The sequence below is a fragment of the Rossellomorea vietnamensis NBRC 101237 genome, from assembly GCF_001591825.1.
In the GTDB taxonomy this organism is placed as follows: domain Bacteria; phylum Bacillota; class Bacilli; order Bacillales; family Bacillaceae_B; genus Rossellomorea; species Rossellomorea vietnamensis.
Genome location: NZ_BCVQ01000030.1, coordinates 1 through 17,712, shown reverse-complemented (window position 1 = coordinate 17,712; position 17,712 = coordinate 1). Strand labels below are relative to the sequence as shown.

General features: G+C 46.3%; 17 protein-coding genes and 1 other annotated feature. Of the genes, 12 read left to right on the top strand and 5 right to left on the bottom strand.

Annotated features, from left to right (window positions below; all coding sequences use genetic code 11):
* Positions 1-89: 89 nt before the first annotated feature.
* On the top strand, positions 90-1,094 hold the full coding sequence (locus tag BVI01S_RS14730; protein WP_034765553.1) for an LLM class flavin-dependent oxidoreductase: 1,005 nt from the start codon (positions 90-92) through the stop codon (positions 1,092-1,094).
* A gap of 40 nt (positions 1,095-1,134) precedes the next feature.
* On the opposite strand, the gene mnmM is transcribed toward BVI01S_RS14730, so the two are convergent.
* Both mnmM and mnmL read right to left on the bottom strand, forming a co-directional pair.
* Positions 1,135-1,707: a tRNA 5-(aminomethyl)-2-thiouridylate-methyltransferase MnmM gene (gene mnmM, locus BVI01S_RS14725; protein ID WP_061810765.1), complete on the bottom strand. Its 573-nt coding sequence runs from the start codon at positions 1,705-1,707 to the stop codon at positions 1,135-1,137.
* Entirely contained in the window at positions 1,704-2,669 is a 966-nt protein-coding gene (mnmL, locus tag BVI01S_RS14720; protein ID WP_156477343.1) for a tRNA modification radical SAM protein MnmL/YtqA, read from the bottom strand. Before mnmL ends, mnmM begins: the two co-directional genes overlap by 4 nt.
* Before the next feature lie 200 nt (positions 2,670-2,869).
* Between mnmL and BVI01S_RS14715 the strand changes: the two genes are divergently transcribed.
* The 3 genes from BVI01S_RS14715 (at position 2,870) to BVI01S_RS14705 (ending at position 4,648) form a co-directional block, all read left to right on the top strand.
* On the top strand, positions 2,870-3,163 hold the full coding sequence (locus BVI01S_RS14715) for a YtzC family protein (protein WP_034765559.1): 294 nt from the start codon (positions 2,870-2,872) through the stop codon (positions 3,161-3,163).
* Positions 3,160-3,324, top strand: coding sequence for a hypothetical protein (locus BVI01S_RS14710; protein WP_060672924.1), 165 nt, complete (start codon positions 3,160-3,162; stop codon positions 3,322-3,324). The genes BVI01S_RS14715 and BVI01S_RS14710 overlap by 4 nt, the downstream gene beginning before the upstream one ends.
* A gap of 136 nt (positions 3,325-3,460) precedes the next feature.
* Positions 3,461-4,648 (top strand): MDR family MFS transporter, encoded by a 1,188-nt coding sequence (locus BVI01S_RS14705; RefSeq protein ID WP_061810764.1) that lies wholly within the window; start codon positions 3,461-3,463, stop codon positions 4,646-4,648.
* 325 nt (positions 4,649-4,973) lie between these two features.
* Here BVI01S_RS14705 and BVI01S_RS14700 read toward each other — a convergent pair whose 3' ends face one another.
* Entirely contained in the window at positions 4,974-5,477 is a 504-nt protein-coding gene (locus BVI01S_RS14700) for a cupin domain-containing protein (protein ID WP_061810779.1), read from the bottom strand.
* A gap of 175 nt (positions 5,478-5,652) precedes the next feature.
* Here BVI01S_RS14700 and BVI01S_RS14695 point away from each other — a divergent pair, with 175 nt between their 5' ends.
* From BVI01S_RS14695 to BVI01S_RS14670, 6 genes are all read left to right on the top strand, one after another.
* Positions 5,653-7,011: a sigma-54 interaction domain-containing protein gene (locus tag BVI01S_RS14695; protein ID WP_034765588.1), complete on the top strand. Its 1,359-nt coding sequence runs from the start codon at positions 5,653-5,655 to the stop codon at positions 7,009-7,011.
* A gap of 272 nt (positions 7,012-7,283) precedes the next feature.
* Positions 7,284-8,606 carry a GntP family permease gene (locus BVI01S_RS14690; RefSeq protein ID WP_061810763.1) on the top strand — a complete coding sequence of 441 codons (1,323 nt, stop codon included), beginning with the start codon at positions 7,284-7,286 and terminating at the stop codon, positions 8,604-8,606.
* A 4-nt stretch (positions 8,607-8,610) separates the two neighbouring features.
* Positions 8,611-9,387, top strand: a complete 777-nt coding sequence (locus BVI01S_RS14685) for a 3-hydroxybutyrate dehydrogenase (RefSeq protein ID WP_061810762.1) — start codon at positions 8,611-8,613, stop codon at positions 9,385-9,387.
* A gap of 156 nt (positions 9,388-9,543) precedes the next feature.
* Positions 9,544-9,766, top strand: a binding site (T-box leader).
* Positions 9,767-9,831: 65 nt separating this feature from the next.
* On the top strand, positions 9,832-12,246 hold the full coding sequence (gene leuS, locus BVI01S_RS14680) for a leucine--tRNA ligase (RefSeq protein WP_061810761.1): 2,415 nt from the start codon (positions 9,832-9,834) through the stop codon (positions 12,244-12,246).
* A gap of 182 nt (positions 12,247-12,428) precedes the next feature.
* Complete coding sequence (locus BVI01S_RS14675) at positions 12,429-12,743, top strand: rhodanese-like domain-containing protein (protein ID WP_034765802.1); 315 nt, start codon at positions 12,429-12,431, stop codon at positions 12,741-12,743.
* Between the two features lie 111 nt (positions 12,744-12,854).
* Complete coding sequence (locus BVI01S_RS14670) at positions 12,855-13,037, top strand: sporulation protein Cse60 (protein WP_034765594.1); 183 nt, start codon at positions 12,855-12,857, stop codon at positions 13,035-13,037.
* A gap of 47 nt (positions 13,038-13,084) precedes the next feature.
* Here the strand turns inward: BVI01S_RS14670 and BVI01S_RS14665 are convergent, their stop codons facing one another.
* On the bottom strand, positions 13,085-14,347 hold the full coding sequence (locus BVI01S_RS14665) for a BaiN/RdsA family NAD(P)/FAD-dependent oxidoreductase (protein WP_034765596.1): 1,263 nt from the start codon (positions 14,345-14,347) through the stop codon (positions 13,085-13,087).
* 197 nt (positions 14,348-14,544) lie between these two features.
* Between BVI01S_RS14665 and BVI01S_RS14660 the strand changes: the two genes are divergently transcribed.
* Together BVI01S_RS14660 and BVI01S_RS14655 are read left to right on the top strand one after the other, a co-directional pair.
* A complete protein-coding gene (locus tag BVI01S_RS14660; RefSeq protein WP_034765599.1) occupies positions 14,545-16,164 on the top strand; it encodes a putative polysaccharide biosynthesis protein in 1,620 nt (539 codons plus the stop codon).
* Positions 16,165-16,306: 142 nt separating this feature from the next.
* The gene (locus tag BVI01S_RS14655; protein WP_305793839.1) at positions 16,307-17,032 is read left to right on the top strand and encodes a pseudouridine synthase; all 726 of its coding nucleotides are present in this window, start codon (positions 16,307-16,309) and stop codon (positions 17,030-17,032) included.
* A gap of 103 nt (positions 17,033-17,135) precedes the next feature.
* Here BVI01S_RS14655 and BVI01S_RS14650 read toward each other — a convergent pair whose 3' ends face one another.
* The gene (locus tag BVI01S_RS14650) at positions 17,136-17,357 is read right to left on the bottom strand and encodes a DeoR family transcriptional regulator (protein WP_034765604.1); all 222 of its coding nucleotides are present in this window, start codon (positions 17,355-17,357) and stop codon (positions 17,136-17,138) included.
* Positions 17,358-17,712 lie beyond the last annotated feature (355 nt).

The following is a 17,712-nucleotide window of genomic DNA, read 5'->3' as shown; positions in this document are numbered from 1 at the left end:
GATGGCCATTCCGGCCATCACCCTTTAAGCATGTTAGTGGACATTTTTTTCATCAGAATTGATAATAATACACACATCAATTAAAGGAGATGTCCATTTTGAAGCTAAGTGTACTAGATCAGTCACCGATTGCAGAAGGAATGAGCCCTCAAGAGGCTTTGAATAATACAGTAGAGTTAGCCAAACATACAGAGAAATTAGGGTTTGAACGGTTCTGGGTATCCGAGCATCACGATTCAACGAGCCTTGCCGGTTCATCACCGGAAGTGCTGATTGCCCATCTTGCCCAAAATACGTCAAGAATCCGTGTCGGGTCCGGAGGGGTCATGCTTCCCCATTACTCATCTTATAAAGTGGCGGAAAATTTCCGTTTGCTTGAAGGCTTGAATCCGAATCGGATCGATTTAGGGTTGGGAAGGGCTCCCGGTGGAATGCCGATGGCCACGATGGCCTTGCATGATGGGAAGCCGAGAGATGTAAACCGTTATCCGGAACAAATCGATGACTTACTCGGTTATCTGACCGATTCCCTCCCTGATGCCCACCCTTACCAGGGACTCACGGCAGCTCCGATGATCAAAACCATGCCGGAAGTCTGGATGCTCGGCTCAAGTCCATCCAGTGCCATGCTTGCCGCGCAAAAAGGACTGCCATACACATTTGCCCAGTTCATCAATGGGGAAGGCGGACCGCAATATACTCAAGCCTACCGGAATAACTTTGTTCCTTCCGAGTACTTGAAGGAACCGAAGAACATCGTAGCCGTTTTTGCCATTTGTGCCGAAACGGATGAAGAAGCGGAAAGGGTCGCATCAAGCATCGACCTATCCATCCTGATGATCGAACAGGGCATGCGCTCGAACGGAACCCCGAGCCCTGAGAAGGCGGCTGCGTATCAGTACACCCCATTCGAAGCAATGAGAGTGCGGGAAAACCGCAAGCGCATGGTGGTCGGGAATCCGAAAAAAGTAAAAGAAAAGCTCCTTGCACTCAGCGAGCAGTATCAGACGGATGAAATCATGCTTGTCAGCATCACATACGACTTTAAAGATAAACTCAAATCATTCGAACTGATCGCAAACGAATTATTATAAATAGATAGGGACGGACCTCCGCGAAGGTCCGTCCCTATTTTTATCTTTTCTCCAACGCTACGATAAACGGTGGATTATTCAGTTGGTTCATGAACTGGTATCTCAGGACATGCACGTAGTTTTGATCCAGCCGCTCTACGTAGCGGAGGATGTAGTCCCGTTCGACGGCACCTTCAGGATGTCCGTGATAAATGACAAGGACAAGGATCCCTTCAGGGGCCATCATTTCAAGGATCTGATTCAAGGCGAGTATCGTCGTCTTCGGACGGGTGACGATATCCTTGTCACCGCCTGGTAAATACCCAAGATTGAAGACGGCCCCTGTCACTTTACCGTAATGCAATGGCGGGATGACGTTCATGACGGTCTCATGTCCCTGGTGGAACAGGGTCACCCGGTCGGCGAGATCATGGGTGATAAGTTGTTCCCTCGTGTTGTGGATGGCTTCTTCCTGGATATCAAAGCCGTATACCCGGCCGTTTTCCCCGACCAGGCGGGCAAGGAACAGGGTGTCATGCCCATTTCCAAGCGTTGCGTCTATCGTAATATCTCCCGGTTTGACCGCCCGTTCCAGAAGCTCTCTCGCGAAAGGTAGTATTCGATCTATTTTCATGCTTTCACATCCATTTTGTAAAATTTTCCCTGCCAGCTGTCCCGGCGTTTCAATTCATCATCGATGGCGTTCAGTACGCTCCATTTATTCACGCTCCACATCGGTCCGATCATCAAGTCAATAGGTCCGTCCCCGGTGATGCGATGAACGATCATCTCAGGAGGGATAATTTCTAATTGGTCACAAACGAGTTTGACGTAATGATCGAAATCCATGAATTCCAACAGTCCTTTTTCGTATTGCTTGACCATGGGTGTTCCCTTCAGTAAGTGAAGAAGATGGATCTTAATTCCCTGGACGTCAAGCTTTGCAACTTCACGTGCCGTTTCCATCATCATTTCCTCATTTTCCTGGGGAAGTCCGTTAATAATATGAGAGCACACACGGATTCCGTGCTTTCGTAATTTTTGAACGCCTTCCATATAACACTGGTAATCATGAGCCCTGTTGATCAAGCCCGCGGTTTTTTCATGGACGGTTTGAAGCCCGAGCTCAACCCATAAATACGTTCTCTCATTCAATTCAGCCAAATATTCGACGACGTCGTCAGGAAGGCAATCAGGACGTGTAGCGATGGAAAGGCCTACGACTCCATCCTGCTTCAAAACGGATTCGTATTTTTCCCTCAGGACCTCAACGGGTGCATGGGTATTCGTGAACGCCTGAAAATAAGCCATGTACTTTCCGTCTTTCCACTTTTGATGCATTCTTCCTTTGATGTCATTGAATTGTTTCTCTAAGGAGTCGACCCTGCTTCCGGCAAAGTCCCCGGAACCGGCTGCACTGCAAAAGGTACAGCCGCCGTGTGCAACCGTGCCATCCCTGTTCGGGCAATCGAACCCGCCGTCGAGGGCGACTTTAAACACCTTATGTCCGAAATGGTTTCGGAGGTGATAATTCCATGTGTGATATCGTTTTGAATCTGTAGCATATGGAAATGGGTTTGTCCCGATGACAAACACCTCCTAAATTTCAAGTGATATAGCGGTATGTATGACGCTAAAGAGATTTTATCATGAACACGGGGACAAATGTATCCTGACCATAGAAATAGGCGAAGATTACCACTTCTGAAACGGGCAAACAAGTTCAAACTAAGATGGAGGGGAGTAAGGATAGGACCTTCCTCTTCTTGATTCCAATCATCAAGGAGGTAGTCGAAATGGCAACAAGGAATTCGATGGATGAATGCATTCAGAAATGCGAAGATGCCATTCGTTACGCTCAGCAACAATATAAAGCAGGGTCACAGCAGGAGCACTATCATGATGTGGAATACACACAGGCCATGCAGCAGCTTGAAGAAGCCGTCAACGACGTGGCGCACATGGCGAACAGTGCAAACTCCCAGCAGCGTGAACAACTGCATCGCATGAGACTTCAACTTCAAACCTTGCAGAATGAAATGATTTTGCTGGATCATGATCCGAATGTAGTGGGAGGTAAATTACATTGAGTACACGCTCTGATCAAAACAATCCTGAACAAAAGACCCGCAGTGATTTCCGAAAATTGGATACAGAATTCGGTGCTGAAAACAATCCTGTCAAAGAAGCCAAGAAGCGCTACGAGAAACAGGGTCAGCCCGTCAAATCCAATCATCATAACGGGAAATAAAACGTTCCCGGCCAGGTGCTCAAAAGGAGTGCCTGGTCTTTTTTATATTATAAAAAAATAATTCTTGCCCCCTCTCCGGAAAAGGAGTAAAATCCTTTTGGGACTCGAAATAAAAGAGTGGAAAGGGGGCAGAATGATGCCCAAATCATTATGGTTACTTGTCATTGGAATGATGGTGAATGTGACGGGAGCCTCTTTTTTATGGCCGCTTAATACGATTTACCTTCATGAAAATTTAGGAAAGTCATTGTCTGTAGCGGGAATTGTACTGATGATGAATGCAGGCGCGAGTGTGATCGGGAATCTGATCGGTGGGACGTTATTCGATCGTCTTGGCGGTTATCGTTCCATCCTGTTGGGAATTTCAATTACATTATCCGCCCTGATCGGAATGAATATATGGCACGGCTTTTCATACTATGTCGTCTTCCTGACCGTTGTCGGATTCGGTTCAGGCATCGTATTTCCTTCCATGTACGCCATGGCAGGTTCGGTGTGGCCGGAAGGGGGACGGAAAGCGTTCAATTCCGTCTATGTCGCCCAGAACATTGGAGTGGCCGTAGGAGCCGCATTGGGCGGGTTCGTCGCCTCATTCTCCTTTAACTATATATTTATGGCTAATCTGAGTATGTATATCGTCTTTTTCTTCATCGCCTTCTTCGGATACCGGAACATTTCGGTTGCGGGTCATCAAACATCGGTATTGAATGAATCGAAGGTGATAAGGGACAAATCGAAGCTGAAGGCGTTGCTCTTCATATGTGTTGCTTATCTTTTATGCTGGATGGGGTACGTGCAATGGCAGTCCACCATCGCCACCTATACGCAGGAAATCAATATATCGCTGAAACAGTACAGTTTATTGTGGACGATCAATGGAGCGTTGATTGTTCTGGCTCAGCCGCTTTTATCCAAAGCGATCAAGCGTTTTGAGAACAATTTAAAGCTCCAAATCATGATCGGGACCATCATTTTCATGATTTCGTTTGGTGTAGCTTCGATTGCCGATCAATTTCAGTGGTTTGCCATTGCCATGATCATCTTAACGATCGGTGAGATGCTCATTTGGCCGGCGGTACCGACGATCGCCAACTCACTTGCTCCAAAGGGCAGGGAAGGATTCTACCAGGGGATCGTCAACAGTACGGCAACGGGTGGTAGAATGATCGGTCCGTTTATCGGAGGAGTGCTGGTGGATGTATTCAGCATGCAGGTGCTCTTCATGACGCTGATCGCGTTTTTCGTCGTATCATTATGGATTACCAGTCAATATGACCGTCCTTTGAAAAAGAAAAGCGCCGTGACAGTATCCGTTCAACAATGAAGAAACCCCCAATGAATGAGTCATTGGGGGTTTTCTCCATATAAAAAGGGCTCCCATTTCCTATGGAAGCCCACTTGCAAAAAATTGAGGCGGATGATCAGCAAACGCCACATCGTTTGTTGTCACAAGGACGTGATCACCGACTTACACAATTCAGCTCATCGCTATAATAGAATAGCATAGGACTTGAAAGAAAACAAGACTATTTTATAAATATAATCTTTAACCGAAGATTATAATGTGCTTTTATAAGGAATGATAGTCGTTTCTAAGAAGCATTACTATAGAGAAATAGGAATGAATACAGTGCAGAATGGTTTCTAACTCATTTTTTGAGCCAATATTTTATCAGAGGACCCTTATCGCCAAATACAGGGTCTGATGTTGGAAGAGAAACGTTTTTGATTTCAATTAACACACTGGGACGTTCGCGTAATGAACCCTTTTTTAGATTATAACGATCCCCGTCAGGATAAGCGCCGGCGACTTTAAAGTCCGGACTTGCTTTCAATTTCTTATGACCCGTCCCGGCTGGCAGTACCATCACATCCCCTTGATGAACCGTCACTTCTTCGCCCATTTCCCCGCCCAATTGAACGGTTGCCTCACCCTGCATGACACCTAATACTTCATGGGCGTTGCTGTGATAATGGTGATAATCGTAAATGCCATTTGTCCAGCTGTTCAGCCAGTGATTTCGATTGAAGATCTCTTCGGCTTCATTTGACTCATCGAGTGCGTTCCGGTAAATGAGTACGGGCAGGTCCGGGTTATTCGGGATGATTCCATCGTCTTCGAAATAAAATATTTTCAGTTCTGCGATTTTCATCCTTTCATTCCTCCATTCATTGTTAAGAAGATTCCCTAATACGACAGGCATTAAACCGAATCCCGACTGGTAATTGAAATTATTGACAAATATAAATGGTTTTCAAAAAACGCCTGAAAGGATGTGCTACTATAGAAGTGTATATTCTCTTGCAAAACAGCGGAGGCGATGGGAAATGAGCAGTTTATTGAAAAAGGTGTCCGTCGACATGATTGAAATCATTCTTGAAAACGCTTTCGAGTGGTTGGTCGTCGTCGATGACGAAGGGATCATCATCTATATAAACGACAATTACTGTCGCTTTCTTGAGGTTGAACGGGATAAAGCGATAGGATCTCACGTAACAAACGTGATTGAAAACACGAGGATGCACATAGTGGCGGAGAGCGGGAAAGAAGAGGTGGCAGATCTCCAATATATTAAAGGAAACTACATGATCGCCAACCGAATCCCGATTCTGGTGGACGGGAAGGTGATCGGGGCATTCGGATCCGTCATTTTCCGTGACACGAGTGAATGGATGCAAATGAGTTCACATGTGAAAAACATGATGTCAAAGATCCAGAGTTACATACAGGATATCAATACCGGGGTCAAATACTCTCTCAATGACATCATCGGGGAATCACCCGGTATGAATGAATTGAAGGACAAAGCCCAAATGATCGCCCCGAGTGATATCTCTATCCTGATCAGAGGGGAGAGCGGAACGGGTAAAGAGCTGTTCGCACACAGTATCCATCAGCTGAGTGAAAGAAGCGGACAGCCCTTCATTAAAGTGAACTGTGCTGCTATCCCTGAGCAACTTTTGGAGTCGGAGCTCTTTGGGTACGAAGAAGGAGCATTCACCGGTGCCAAAAAGGGCGGAAAGAAAGGGAAATTCCAGCTTGCCCATAAGGGGACATTGTTCCTTGATGAAATCGGTGATATGCCCCTTAATATGCAGGCGAAGCTTCTCAGAGTATTACAGGAAGGGGAGGTCGAGGCTGTCGGTTCAACCCGGGTACAGAATGTGGACGTGAGGATCATTGCCGCCACGAACCGTCCGCTGGAGAAAATGATGGAAGAAAAGAGATTCCGGAGTGACCTGTATTACAGGATCAATGTCATCCCGTTTCAGATCCCTCCACTGCGTGAGCGGAAAGACGATATTGAAACCCTCGCATCCTTTTTCTTGGAGAAATCCACAAAATCCTCGGGAAAACGCATCAAGGATTTCGACCAGGAGGTGATGCGGATTTTTCTTTCCTACAGCTGGCCCGGGAATCTCCGTGAACTGGAAAATGTCATTCACGCTTCCACCTACCTGACGAATGGGAGCACCATTTCCCTTCAGTCATTACCGACGTATATGAAGTCGGGTAATGTATATGGAGTGGGCTCTAAAACGTTGAAAGAAATCCTGGAAGAAACGGAAAAGTCCGTTCTCACCCAGAGTCTGCAAGCCCAGCCCGATAAGAGAAAGGCTGCCAAGTCACTGGGAATCAGTAAATCCAGTATGTATGAAAAATTAAATAAGTATGGTCTTCTATAAACTCATTAGATAGTCCGGAAACGTGGAAAACAGTCCGCTTTTCCGGACTATCTTATTTTTTAGAAAAATGGTGAACATTTCGTGACTTATGAGTGGATTTGTCCAGTATTTCGGACTTAGCAAATTCGCCACGAGTGTTTTTGTAGTAATCTGAAAGTTGGCACAATTATTGCATGTGTAATAAGTGAACATATTTTTTGGAAAGGGGAGCACACGCAGCAAGATTAAAAATGTAAGCGTCATCATCTTTAGAGAACAAAGGGGGAAATATCATGTTAAGCATGATCGGTTTGATTGGAGGACTCATTTTATTAATCTATTTAACGATGAGGGGCATGAACATCCTGATCGTTGGACCCATCTCGGCATTATTCGTCGCAGTGCTGAGCGGGATGCCGCTTTTTCCGCAACTGGCGGGAAAAGGTGAAGCAGATCTTGTCACGAACTATATGTCAGGTTTCACAAGCTTTGTCGCTGCCTGGTACTTGATGTTCTTACTGGGAGCCGTGTTCGGGAAAGTGATGGAGGATAGCGGGGCCGCAGACAGTGTCTCCCGTTTTGTAGTAGAAAAATTGGGGATGAAATATGCAGTATTTGCCATCGTACTTGCCTGTACGGTTTTAACGTACGGGGGAGTCAGCCTGTTCGTCGTTGCATTCTCGGTTTATCCTATGGCGGTGAGTCTGTTTAAACAAGCGGATCTGCCACGTCGTTTCATTCCGGCGGCACTGGCGTTCGGTTCGGTCACGTTCACGATGACCTCAGCCGGTTCACCGGAGATCCAGAACTGGATTCCCATCGAATACTTAAACACAACGCCTTATGCAGGCTGGGAGGTAAGCTTGATCGTTGCTGTATTCATGGCGGTGTTTGGGTACTGGTGGTTAAAGCGCATGATCACGAAGGCTGTGAGAAAAGGAGAGAAATTCCACGCCCGTGAGGAAGATCCTGTCATAGATGAAGGCAGGCCGTTACCAAACCCGTTCATGGGATTGATCCCGTTATTGGTCGTCCTCATCCTGGCTTTTTCATTCCACGATTCTTTAAAACAATCGGCTCTGATCATCGCCTTGCTCGGTGGGGTCATTTCTGCTTATGCGTTGAATCGTAAGTATTTCAAAGGCTTCTGGGGAGCGGTCTCCGAAGGGACGGTCGGAGCGTTGATCGCCATCGGGAACACGGCAGCCGTTGTCGGTTTCGGTGGGGTGGCCAAAGCGGTTCCTGCCTTCACTACAGCAGTCGATGTCATGACGAATATTCCTGGTTCACCACTGATCGGAGGAGCCATCGCCGTCAGTGTCATCGCCGGTATGACTGGTTCGGCTTCGGGTGGTCAGGCGATTGCCCTGCCGATCCTTGCACCGCACTATGTCGATATGGGTGTGAACCCAGAAGCTCTTCACCGGGTAGTGGCGATATCTTCAGGAGCACTGGACTCACTTCCGCATAATGGTTACGTCGTGACGACGATCCGCTCGATCTGTAATGAATCACACGGAGAAGCGTATGGCGCTGTCGGAGCATTGACCGTCATCGTCCCGCTTATCGGATTGGCACTGGCGATTGTATTATTCAGCCTGGGAGTGGGGATTTAAGAAAATGGTAGAAAATAAAGTGGTATTCATAACAGGTGCAGCACAGGGGATCGGTTACCAAATCGGCAGGGAATTTGCCGCTGGAGGAGCGAAAGTCGTCCTGGCGGATTTGAAGGAAGATGCTGTGGGGGAAGCTTCAGAATCTCTTAAAGCAGAAGGATATGAGGTTATCGGACTGGGCTGTGACGTAACATCTGAATCAGAATTAAAAGAAGCGATCGAAAAAACGGTGGTTCATTTCGGGCAGCTCGATGTCCTGATCAACAATGCGGGGCTTCAGCATGTATCACATATCGAGGAGTTCCCTACTGAAAAGTTCGAGCTCCTGTTAAAAGTCATGCTGACGGCTCCATTTATTGCGATCAAGCATGCTCTTCCCCATATGAAAAAGCAGGGATCGGGACGGATCATCAACATGGCATCCATTAACGGATTGGTCGGTTTTTCAGGCAAAGCCGCCTATAATTCTGCGAAACACGGAGTCATCGGTTTAACGAAAGTCGCCGCACTGGAAACGGCAGAGCACGGGATCACCGTGAATGCGGTTTGTCCGGGCTACGTGGATACGCCATTGGTCCGGAATCAACTGGCAGATCTCGCAAAGACGCGCAACGTCCCTTTCGAGAGAGTGATCGAAGAAGTCATCTATCCATTGGTGCCTCAGAAAAGGCTCCTGGACGTAAAAGAAATTGCCGACTATACGATGTTCCTGTGCAGTGATGCCGCAAAAGGGATCACCGGGCAGGCAGTCGTACTGGATGGCGGCTATACGGTTCAATAGAATGATGGAGGAGAGACGGTTCTTTAGGGAACCGTTTCTATTATTTTCGAACATACTCTTAAACAAATGACAAAATTCTTATCCGCAAACCAATAATAGGCTTGCGCATCTGTATATTTTTCACTAAAATAGTGAATACATATAGTGTTTACTTATATTGAAACGTTGATCAGGAGTAGTAGTGACGGTTTTCTGTCGTAGAGAGTTGACGGGTGGTGAAAGTCAACCAGAAGCATCATGAACTCGCCTGCTGAGTTGCAAGTGTGAAGTAACAGTAAGACTTGCCGTTTTCCGCGTTAAGGATGAATGAAGCTGAGTGCGCGTACACTAATGTGGGTGGTACCGCGGGAGAATGTACATACAAACTCTCGTCCCAAATATTTATTTGGGATGAGGGTTTTTTTATTTTTTAAAAGAACATGAAAACTAAAGGAGGATCTCAATATGAGTTTTAATCATAAAAGTGTTGAGACGAAATGGCAGCAGTATTGGGAAGAGAATAAAACGTTCAAGGCAACGGAAGACGAAGGGAAGTCCAATTTCTATGCACTGGATATGTTCCCGTATCCATCTGGTGCCGGTCTGCACGTCGGGCATCCGGAAGGCTTTACGGCAACGGACATCCTTTCCCGCATGAAGCGTATGCAGGGGTACAATGTCCTTCATCCAATGGGCTGGGATGCATTCGGTTTACCGGCTGAGCAATATGCCCTTGATACAGGGAATGATCCGGCAGAATTCACTCAAAAAAATATTGATACATTCCGCCGACAAATCAAATCACTTGGTTTCTCATATGACTGGGACCGTGAAGTAAATACGACGGATCCCGGCTACTACAAGTGGACGCAGTGGATCTTCACCAAGCTTTATGAAAAAGGATTGGCCTATGTAGATGAGGTTGCAGTGAACTGGTGTCCGGCACTTGGAACGGTCCTTGCCAATGAAGAAGTCATCGACGGGAAAAGCGAACGCGGTGGTCATCCTGTAGAGCGCCGTCCGATGAAGCAGTGGATGCTGAAGATCACGGCTTATGCCGATCGTCTTGTTGAAGACCTTGAAGAGGTTGACTGGCCGGAAAGCATTAAAGATATGCAGCGTAACTGGATCGGGCGCTCTGAAGGGGCAGAAGTGAATTTTGCCATCGAGGGTCATGACAAATCATTCGATGTATTCACGACACGTCCGGATACAATCTTTGGTGCGACCTATGCGGTTCTTGCTCCTGAGCATCCGTTCGTCGCAGAAATCACAACGGACGAACAGCGCTCGAAAGTGGATGAGTACATCGACAAGATCAAGTCGAAAAGTGATCTTGAACGTACAGATCTTGCGAAAGAAAAAACGGGTGTTTTCACAGGAGCTTATGCGATCAACCCGGCTAACGGTGAGAAAATGCCGATTTGGATCGCCGACTACGTTCTGATGAGCTACGGTTCCGGTGCCATCATGGCCGTTCCTGCCCATGACGAACGGGATTATGAGTTTGCGAAAGAATTCGATCTTCCAATCGTGGAAGTCGTCGCTGGTGGAAACGTTGAAAAAGAAGCGTACACAGGTGACGGAGATCATGTGAATTCCGGTTTCCTTGATGGACTTGGAAAGGAAGAAGCAATCGCCAAAGCCATTTCCTGGTTAGAGGAGAAGAATATCGGAACGAAGAAAATCACGTACCGTCTACGCGACTGGTTATTCAGCCGCCAGCGTTACTGGGGTGAACCAATTCCAGTCATCCACTGGGAAGATGGTACGACAACGACTGTTCCAGAAAGTGAACTTCCGCTTGTTCTTCCGAAGACGACTGAAATCAAACCGTCCGGTACAGGTGAATCTCCACTTGCGAACATCAGTGAATGGGTGAACGTCGAGGATCCTGAAACAGGCAAAAAAGGTCGTCGTGAAACCAATACGATGCCGCAATGGGCAGGAAGCTGCTGGTACTATATCCGTTATATCGATCCACATAACGAAGATGCCCTTGCCGATGCGAAGAAAATGCAGGAGTGGCTGCCGGTGGATACGTATATCGGAGGAGCCGAGCATGCGGTCCTTCACTTACTGTACGCACGTTTCTGGCATAAATTCCTTTATGATATCGGCGTAGTTCCGACGAAGGAGCCATTCCAAAAGCTATTCAACCAAGGAATGATCCTTGGGGAAAACAACGAAAAAATGAGTAAATCAAAAGGGAATGTCGTGAACCCGGATGAAGTTGTGGAATCTCACGGTGCCGATACCCTTCGTCTATATGAAATGTTCATGGGTCCACTGGAAGCATCCATCGCCTGGAGCACAAACGGTCTTGATGGAGCACGTCGTTTCCTTGATCGTGTATGGCGCCTTCTTGTCGAAGAGGATGGTTCATTATCCTCTAAAGTGAAAGATGCACCGAACAGTGACCTTGATAAAACGTATAACCAAACCGTTAAGAAAGTGACGGAGGACTATGAGGGACTTCGTTTCAACACAGGGATTTCACAGCTGATGGTATTCATCAATGATGCCTACAAAGCGGAAACCCTACCGAAGGATTACGTTGAAGGCTTCATCAAGCTTCTGTCTCCAATCGCGCCTCATATGACAGAGGAACTTTGGAGCAAGCTTGGTCATGAAGGAACGATCTCTTACGAAGCATGGCCGACATTCGATGAATCGAAGCTTGTGGACAACGAAGTCGAAATCGTTCTTCAAGTAAACGGAAAAGTGAAAGCCAAAGTCATGATCCCACGCGACATGACCAAAGATGACCTGGAAAAAACAGCGATGGAAAACGATGAAATCAAAACACAAATCGAAGGCAAAACCATCCGCAAAGTCATCGCCGTACCTGGCAAACTAGTCAACATCGTAGCCAACTGATAAATAGGAGGGACGGACCTCGAAATGGGCCTGATTTTAAGCGGGAATCGCTTTAAATCGGCGTTTCGATGAGGTCCGTCCCTCTTTTTGGTTTTTCTTTTGGATCTGATGTTTTTGTTCTGGGGACAGGCTTTGGTATAATCTTGGTGAATGATTAAATGTATGCTGAAAGGAAGTTGAATATGGATACTATTAAGACGATTACAACGGATGAGCTTGAGAAGAAGTTGAAGAATGGTGAAGATCTGTTACTAGTGGATGTGCGTGAGGATGAAGAAGTGGCAGAGGGTATGATACCGGGAGCGAAGCATATCAAGATGGGGGAAATCCCTGAGTCACTTGATCAATTCGATAAGGATAAGGAGTATATCTTTATCTGCCGCTCCGGAAACCGGAGTGGAAATGTTGCTCACTATATGCAGGAACAAGGCTATAAAGTGGTGAACATGGAAGGCGGCATGATGAACTGGGCCGGGGATACGGCAGCGAAGAAATAATGGTGTTTTTAGTCGGGGGCACATCCTTTTTTAGGGGTGTGCTTTTTTTGTTGTTTGAAAATAAACTATTCTGACAATACTAATACCAAAAACAATCCGGGAGGGGATCCCATGATCCAGGTGAAGGTATTCGATTACGAACATGAAAAAGATTTAGAGAAAGATATGAACCATTTTCTCAGTAAAATGGATGATAAGAAGATTGTGGATATTAAATATCATGTGGCTGCGATGTCGGAGGAAGTGGAGGACCAGATCTATTGCTTCTCTGCCATGGTCGTGTATAGAAAATAAAAAGGTTGATCGCTCATGGTGTGAGGATCAACCTTTCTTTTTGACCATTAAACCTTTGCTGCATTCAACCCGGCAAGCCGGCCGGTCACTAAGGCAGAGGTGATATTGTAACCGCCTGTGTATCCGTGGATATCCAGCACTTCCCCGCAGAAGAAGAGACCCTCCATCTTTTTCGAAGCCATCGTTTTCGGTTCGATTTCTTTGATGGACACTCCGCCTCCCGTTACAAAGGCTTTATCGATGGATAGGGTGCCGTTCACATTGAAGGTGAATTGCTTTAAGAGCTTGGCAAAGTGACGGATCTTTTCTGAGGAGATGTGATCCCCTTTTTCGTCCTGATCGATTTCTGCACGGTCAAGTAGAAATAGCAGGTACCGCTCAGGAACCAGGCCTTTAAAGATATTTTTCGCCGCTTTCTTTCCATCTTCCTTCACTTGTTTATGCAGGGATTGGAATAACTGCTCTTCATTTTGATCGGGCATGGAGTCGATCTGCATGGCCACGTGTGTCAGGTTCCATTTCTTCATGGCCTTTACGACGTACTGGCTGCAGCGGAGAACAGCCGGTCCGGAAATGCCGAGGTGGGTGAAGATCATGTCCATCTTATGGGTGACGATCTTTTTCCCTTTCGGATTCAGCACGCTTAAATCGACGCTTCGCAAAGAAAGGCCCTGAAGTTCTTTCTTTTTCACAAATGGTTCGTCCGACGTAAGGGGAACCTCTGTCGGAAACAGATCCGTGATCGTATGACCGGCTTTCGTCGCCCATGGGTACCCGTCACCTGTCGACCCGGTGTGAGGGACGGACTTTCCTCCGACCGCGATCACGACAGCATTGGCAGCAATCGTTTCCCCGTCTTTTAAGAGGATGCCCGCCGTTTTGCCGTTTTCGTACAGAACCTCTTCAACACTGGTACTTGTCCGGGTGTCGACCTTCAATTCCTTCATACGCCCGAGTAAAGCTTCCACGACATCCATGGCCCTGTTCGAAACAGGGAACATCCGTCCGTGATCTTCTTCTTTCAGCTGAATTCCCAGGTTTTCAAAGAAGGAAATGATATCTTCATTATTAAACTCTGAAAATGCACTGTATAGAAAACGCCCGTTTCCGGGGATATGTTTGATGATTTCCTCTACAGGAAGGCGGTTGGTCACATTGCAGCGGCCCCCACCTGATATCGCAAGCTTTCTTCCAAGCTTTGTCCCTTTATCTACAAGGAGGACTTTCGCGCCGTTTTCCCCGGCTGCGATACTGGCCATCAAGCCCGATGGTCCTCCGCCTATGATGATGACATCGTATGTTTTTACCATTTTTTCCACCAACTTTTAATATTCGCTTCTAGAAAAGAAGTTTCACCTTATTTTAAAGGGGATGGGTTTTAAATACAACATTCGAAAAAAATTGTCATTCGATTCGTACAGTAGTAAACTACTGATAGTGTGTAAATTTCGAGTTGGATTTTATTTTGTTTGTGTAACGGGCAACAAGATATATAGAGAGGGATACTATGTCATCTAAATTAATAAGAGGAACGTTTATCTTAACGTTAGGGACCTTTATTTCGAAGTTTTTGGGTCTTTTTTATGTTATACCGTTTGATGATTTGTTAAAAGGTCATGAAGAAGGGGCATCCCTTTATCAATATGGATATGTACCTTATACGATCTTTCTGACAGTAGCGACTGCAGGAGTGCCACTGGCCGTTTCAAAATTCGTTTCAAAATATAATGCCATCGGGGAATATGCCGTAGGGCGGAAATTATTTAAATCCGGGCTCTTGCTCATGACGCTGACTGGTGTCGTATCATTCCTCATCATGTATGCATTCGCACCGATCTTTGCAGAAATGACGATCAAAAGCGATGAGCAGGTCATTTCCGTTGCTCAGGTGACCACTGTCATCCGGGCCGTGAGCTTTGCCCTGATCATCATTCCGTTCATGAGTTTGATCCGGGGATTCTTCCAGGGTCATCAATCCATGGGGCCGACAGCGGTTTCCCAGGTGATCGAACAGATCGTCCGGATCGTCTTCCTCCTTGGCGGGATTTATGTCGTATTGAACATACTGGATGGGACCGTGACAACGGCCATTTCCGTTGCGACATTTGCAGCGTTCGTTGGGGGGCTTGCAAGTCTCGGAGCTTTGATCTGGTATTGGTTCAAGCGGAAACCTCATTTGGATGAACTCCTTGAAGAGGACCGGGGGAACGCAGAGGTTTCGTTAAAAGCAATGTACAAAGAAATCATTGCCTATTCGATTCCCTTCATTTTTGTGGGACTCGCCAATCCATTGTTTCAACTGGTTGATCAGATCACGTTCAACACTGCCATGGCAGATATCGGGAACGCGAAAGTCTCGGACCATGCTTTTGCCGTATTGAACTTCTATACGCACAAACTCGTCATCATTCCGGTATCACTGGCGACAGCTTTTTCCATGACGCTGATTCCGCTGATTACGACATCGTATACGAGCGGTGACCGGAAGACGATGCGCAGGAACATTGATCAGACCTTTCAGATTCTGTTGTTTCTGACCGTGCCGGCAGCACTCGGACTGGCCCTTTTGGCTGAACCGATGTATACGTTGTTCTATCACAGTGACGCTCTCGGGACGTCGATTTTACGATCATATGCCCCTGTAGCGATCCTGTTTGCATTATTTGCGGTGACAGCAGCGATCCTTCAAGGGATCGATGAGCAGAAGTTCACGATTTTCAGCCTGCTTGTAGGCCTGCTTCTGAAGCTGGTCCTGAACATCCCGCTCATTCGCCTGTTTGAAACACAGGGGGCCGTGCTTGCGACAACGATCGGATATGCAGTGGCAATCCTGATCAATCTCTATGTGATCAAAAAGTACGCACGATATCAATTCAGGTTGATTTTGAGAAGGACCATGTTCATCGGCGCTTTGAATGCCGTCATGGCAGGGGTCGTATTGGTGCTGTATGCTGTCCTGGTTAAATTCCTTAGTCCGGAGACAGGATTTCAATCCATCATCCTTGTAGCCATCTGCGGCGGAGTGGGAGCACTCGTATACTTCTACCTGAGCTTAAGAAGCAAACTCGCAGACAAATTGTTCGGTGACAAGATTTCGAAGATCCGCAGTAAGCTGCGTATCGGGTAAAAGAAAAAGGGATGATGCGTGATCATCCCTTTTTTATTTTGAGTAAAGCTGCTTACCTTCAGCAGCCTGTGTGAAGAATAATAGAAGGAAGGGCGCATGCCCGTTGAAGTACGACCTTAAAAGGAATAATGAATGGAGTGTGATCGACTTGAGAATAGATAAAATGCTTGCGAACATGGGCTATGGCAGCCGGAAGGAAGTAAAGAAACTATTGAAGGATGGCGGCCTTCAGGTGAATGGGGAAGTCATCAAGGATGGAAAGGTCCATATTGATACAGAAAAGGATACCGTCATGCTGTACGGTGAACAGGTCGAGTATAAGGAATTCATCTACCTGCTGATGAATAAGCCGCCGGGAGTCATTTCCGCCACTGAAGACGGACAGGATGAAACGGTCATTGATTTACTTCAGCTGGAAGATCAAATCTTCAATCCGTTTCCAGTGGGAAGACTGGACAAGGATACAGAAGGATTCCTTCTGATCACGAACGACGGTCAATTATCCCATCAGCTTCTTTCACCGAAGCGACATGTGCCAAAGACGTATTTTGCCGTGATCGACGGAGAAGTGACCGAAGCCGATGTGGAAGCATTCAAAAATGGTGTTACTTTGGACGATGGGTATGAAACGAAGCCGGGGGATCTAACGATCTTAAAATCGGGTCTGACTTCGGATATCGAATTGACGATTACCGAAGGGAAGTTCCATCAGGTGAAAAGGATGTTTGAAAGTGTCGGGAAGCGCGTAGTCTATCTGAAGCGTTTGACCATGGGTCCTCTGGAGCTTGATGAAGACCTGGAGCTTGGTGAGTACCGTGAACTGACGGAAGAGGAAGTAACCCTTCTGAAAGAATATAAACCACAATAAAAAAACGGGGCAGCACCCTTCGATAAAGGTGCTGTCCCGTTTTTTTGTTATTAATGATTTTAGTTAGTCAGTTTTAATTTAGGCGGTAACCGTCAACGTCTGTTTACGACGTCAACTTCACCTTTTTCTCTGTAGTTGTCCATTGACCCCGGCTCGGGCTTTGGACAAGGTCGTTATAGGCTAACACGTTGAGATCTCTTTGTATGGTGCGAGGAGTAATGCCAAATTCGTCTACAAGATCTTGAGTTGTTACAGTACCCTTCTGTTTGATGTACATGTATACAGCTTTGATTCTAGTGAGCATACGATTGGTTGAAGGTTTCAAAAAACCACTCCCTCATCATTTTTCCAAAAAGGCAAAGACTACATGCGTCATGTGTGCACCTCACGTGCTACCATATGTACTATGCGCTTTAGACAACCCCTTTTCTACAAATAGAGTTTACTCATAAGATGTCAGACAATTACATTGTACTCCTAATCCGACAAAATTTCTAGAATATTGTCCAAATTTACAAACAATTTACCTAGTAACTTGTTGGGTGTATTCCTAGAATATGAAGAAAATGCTAAAAATATGTATTAATATCTATAATGCTCTTCTCGTGTAAAGTATTGCTGCCTAACAGATGATAGGAAGTAGGACGTGTGTAGAAATAAAACGTAGACCGTTCCTTTCC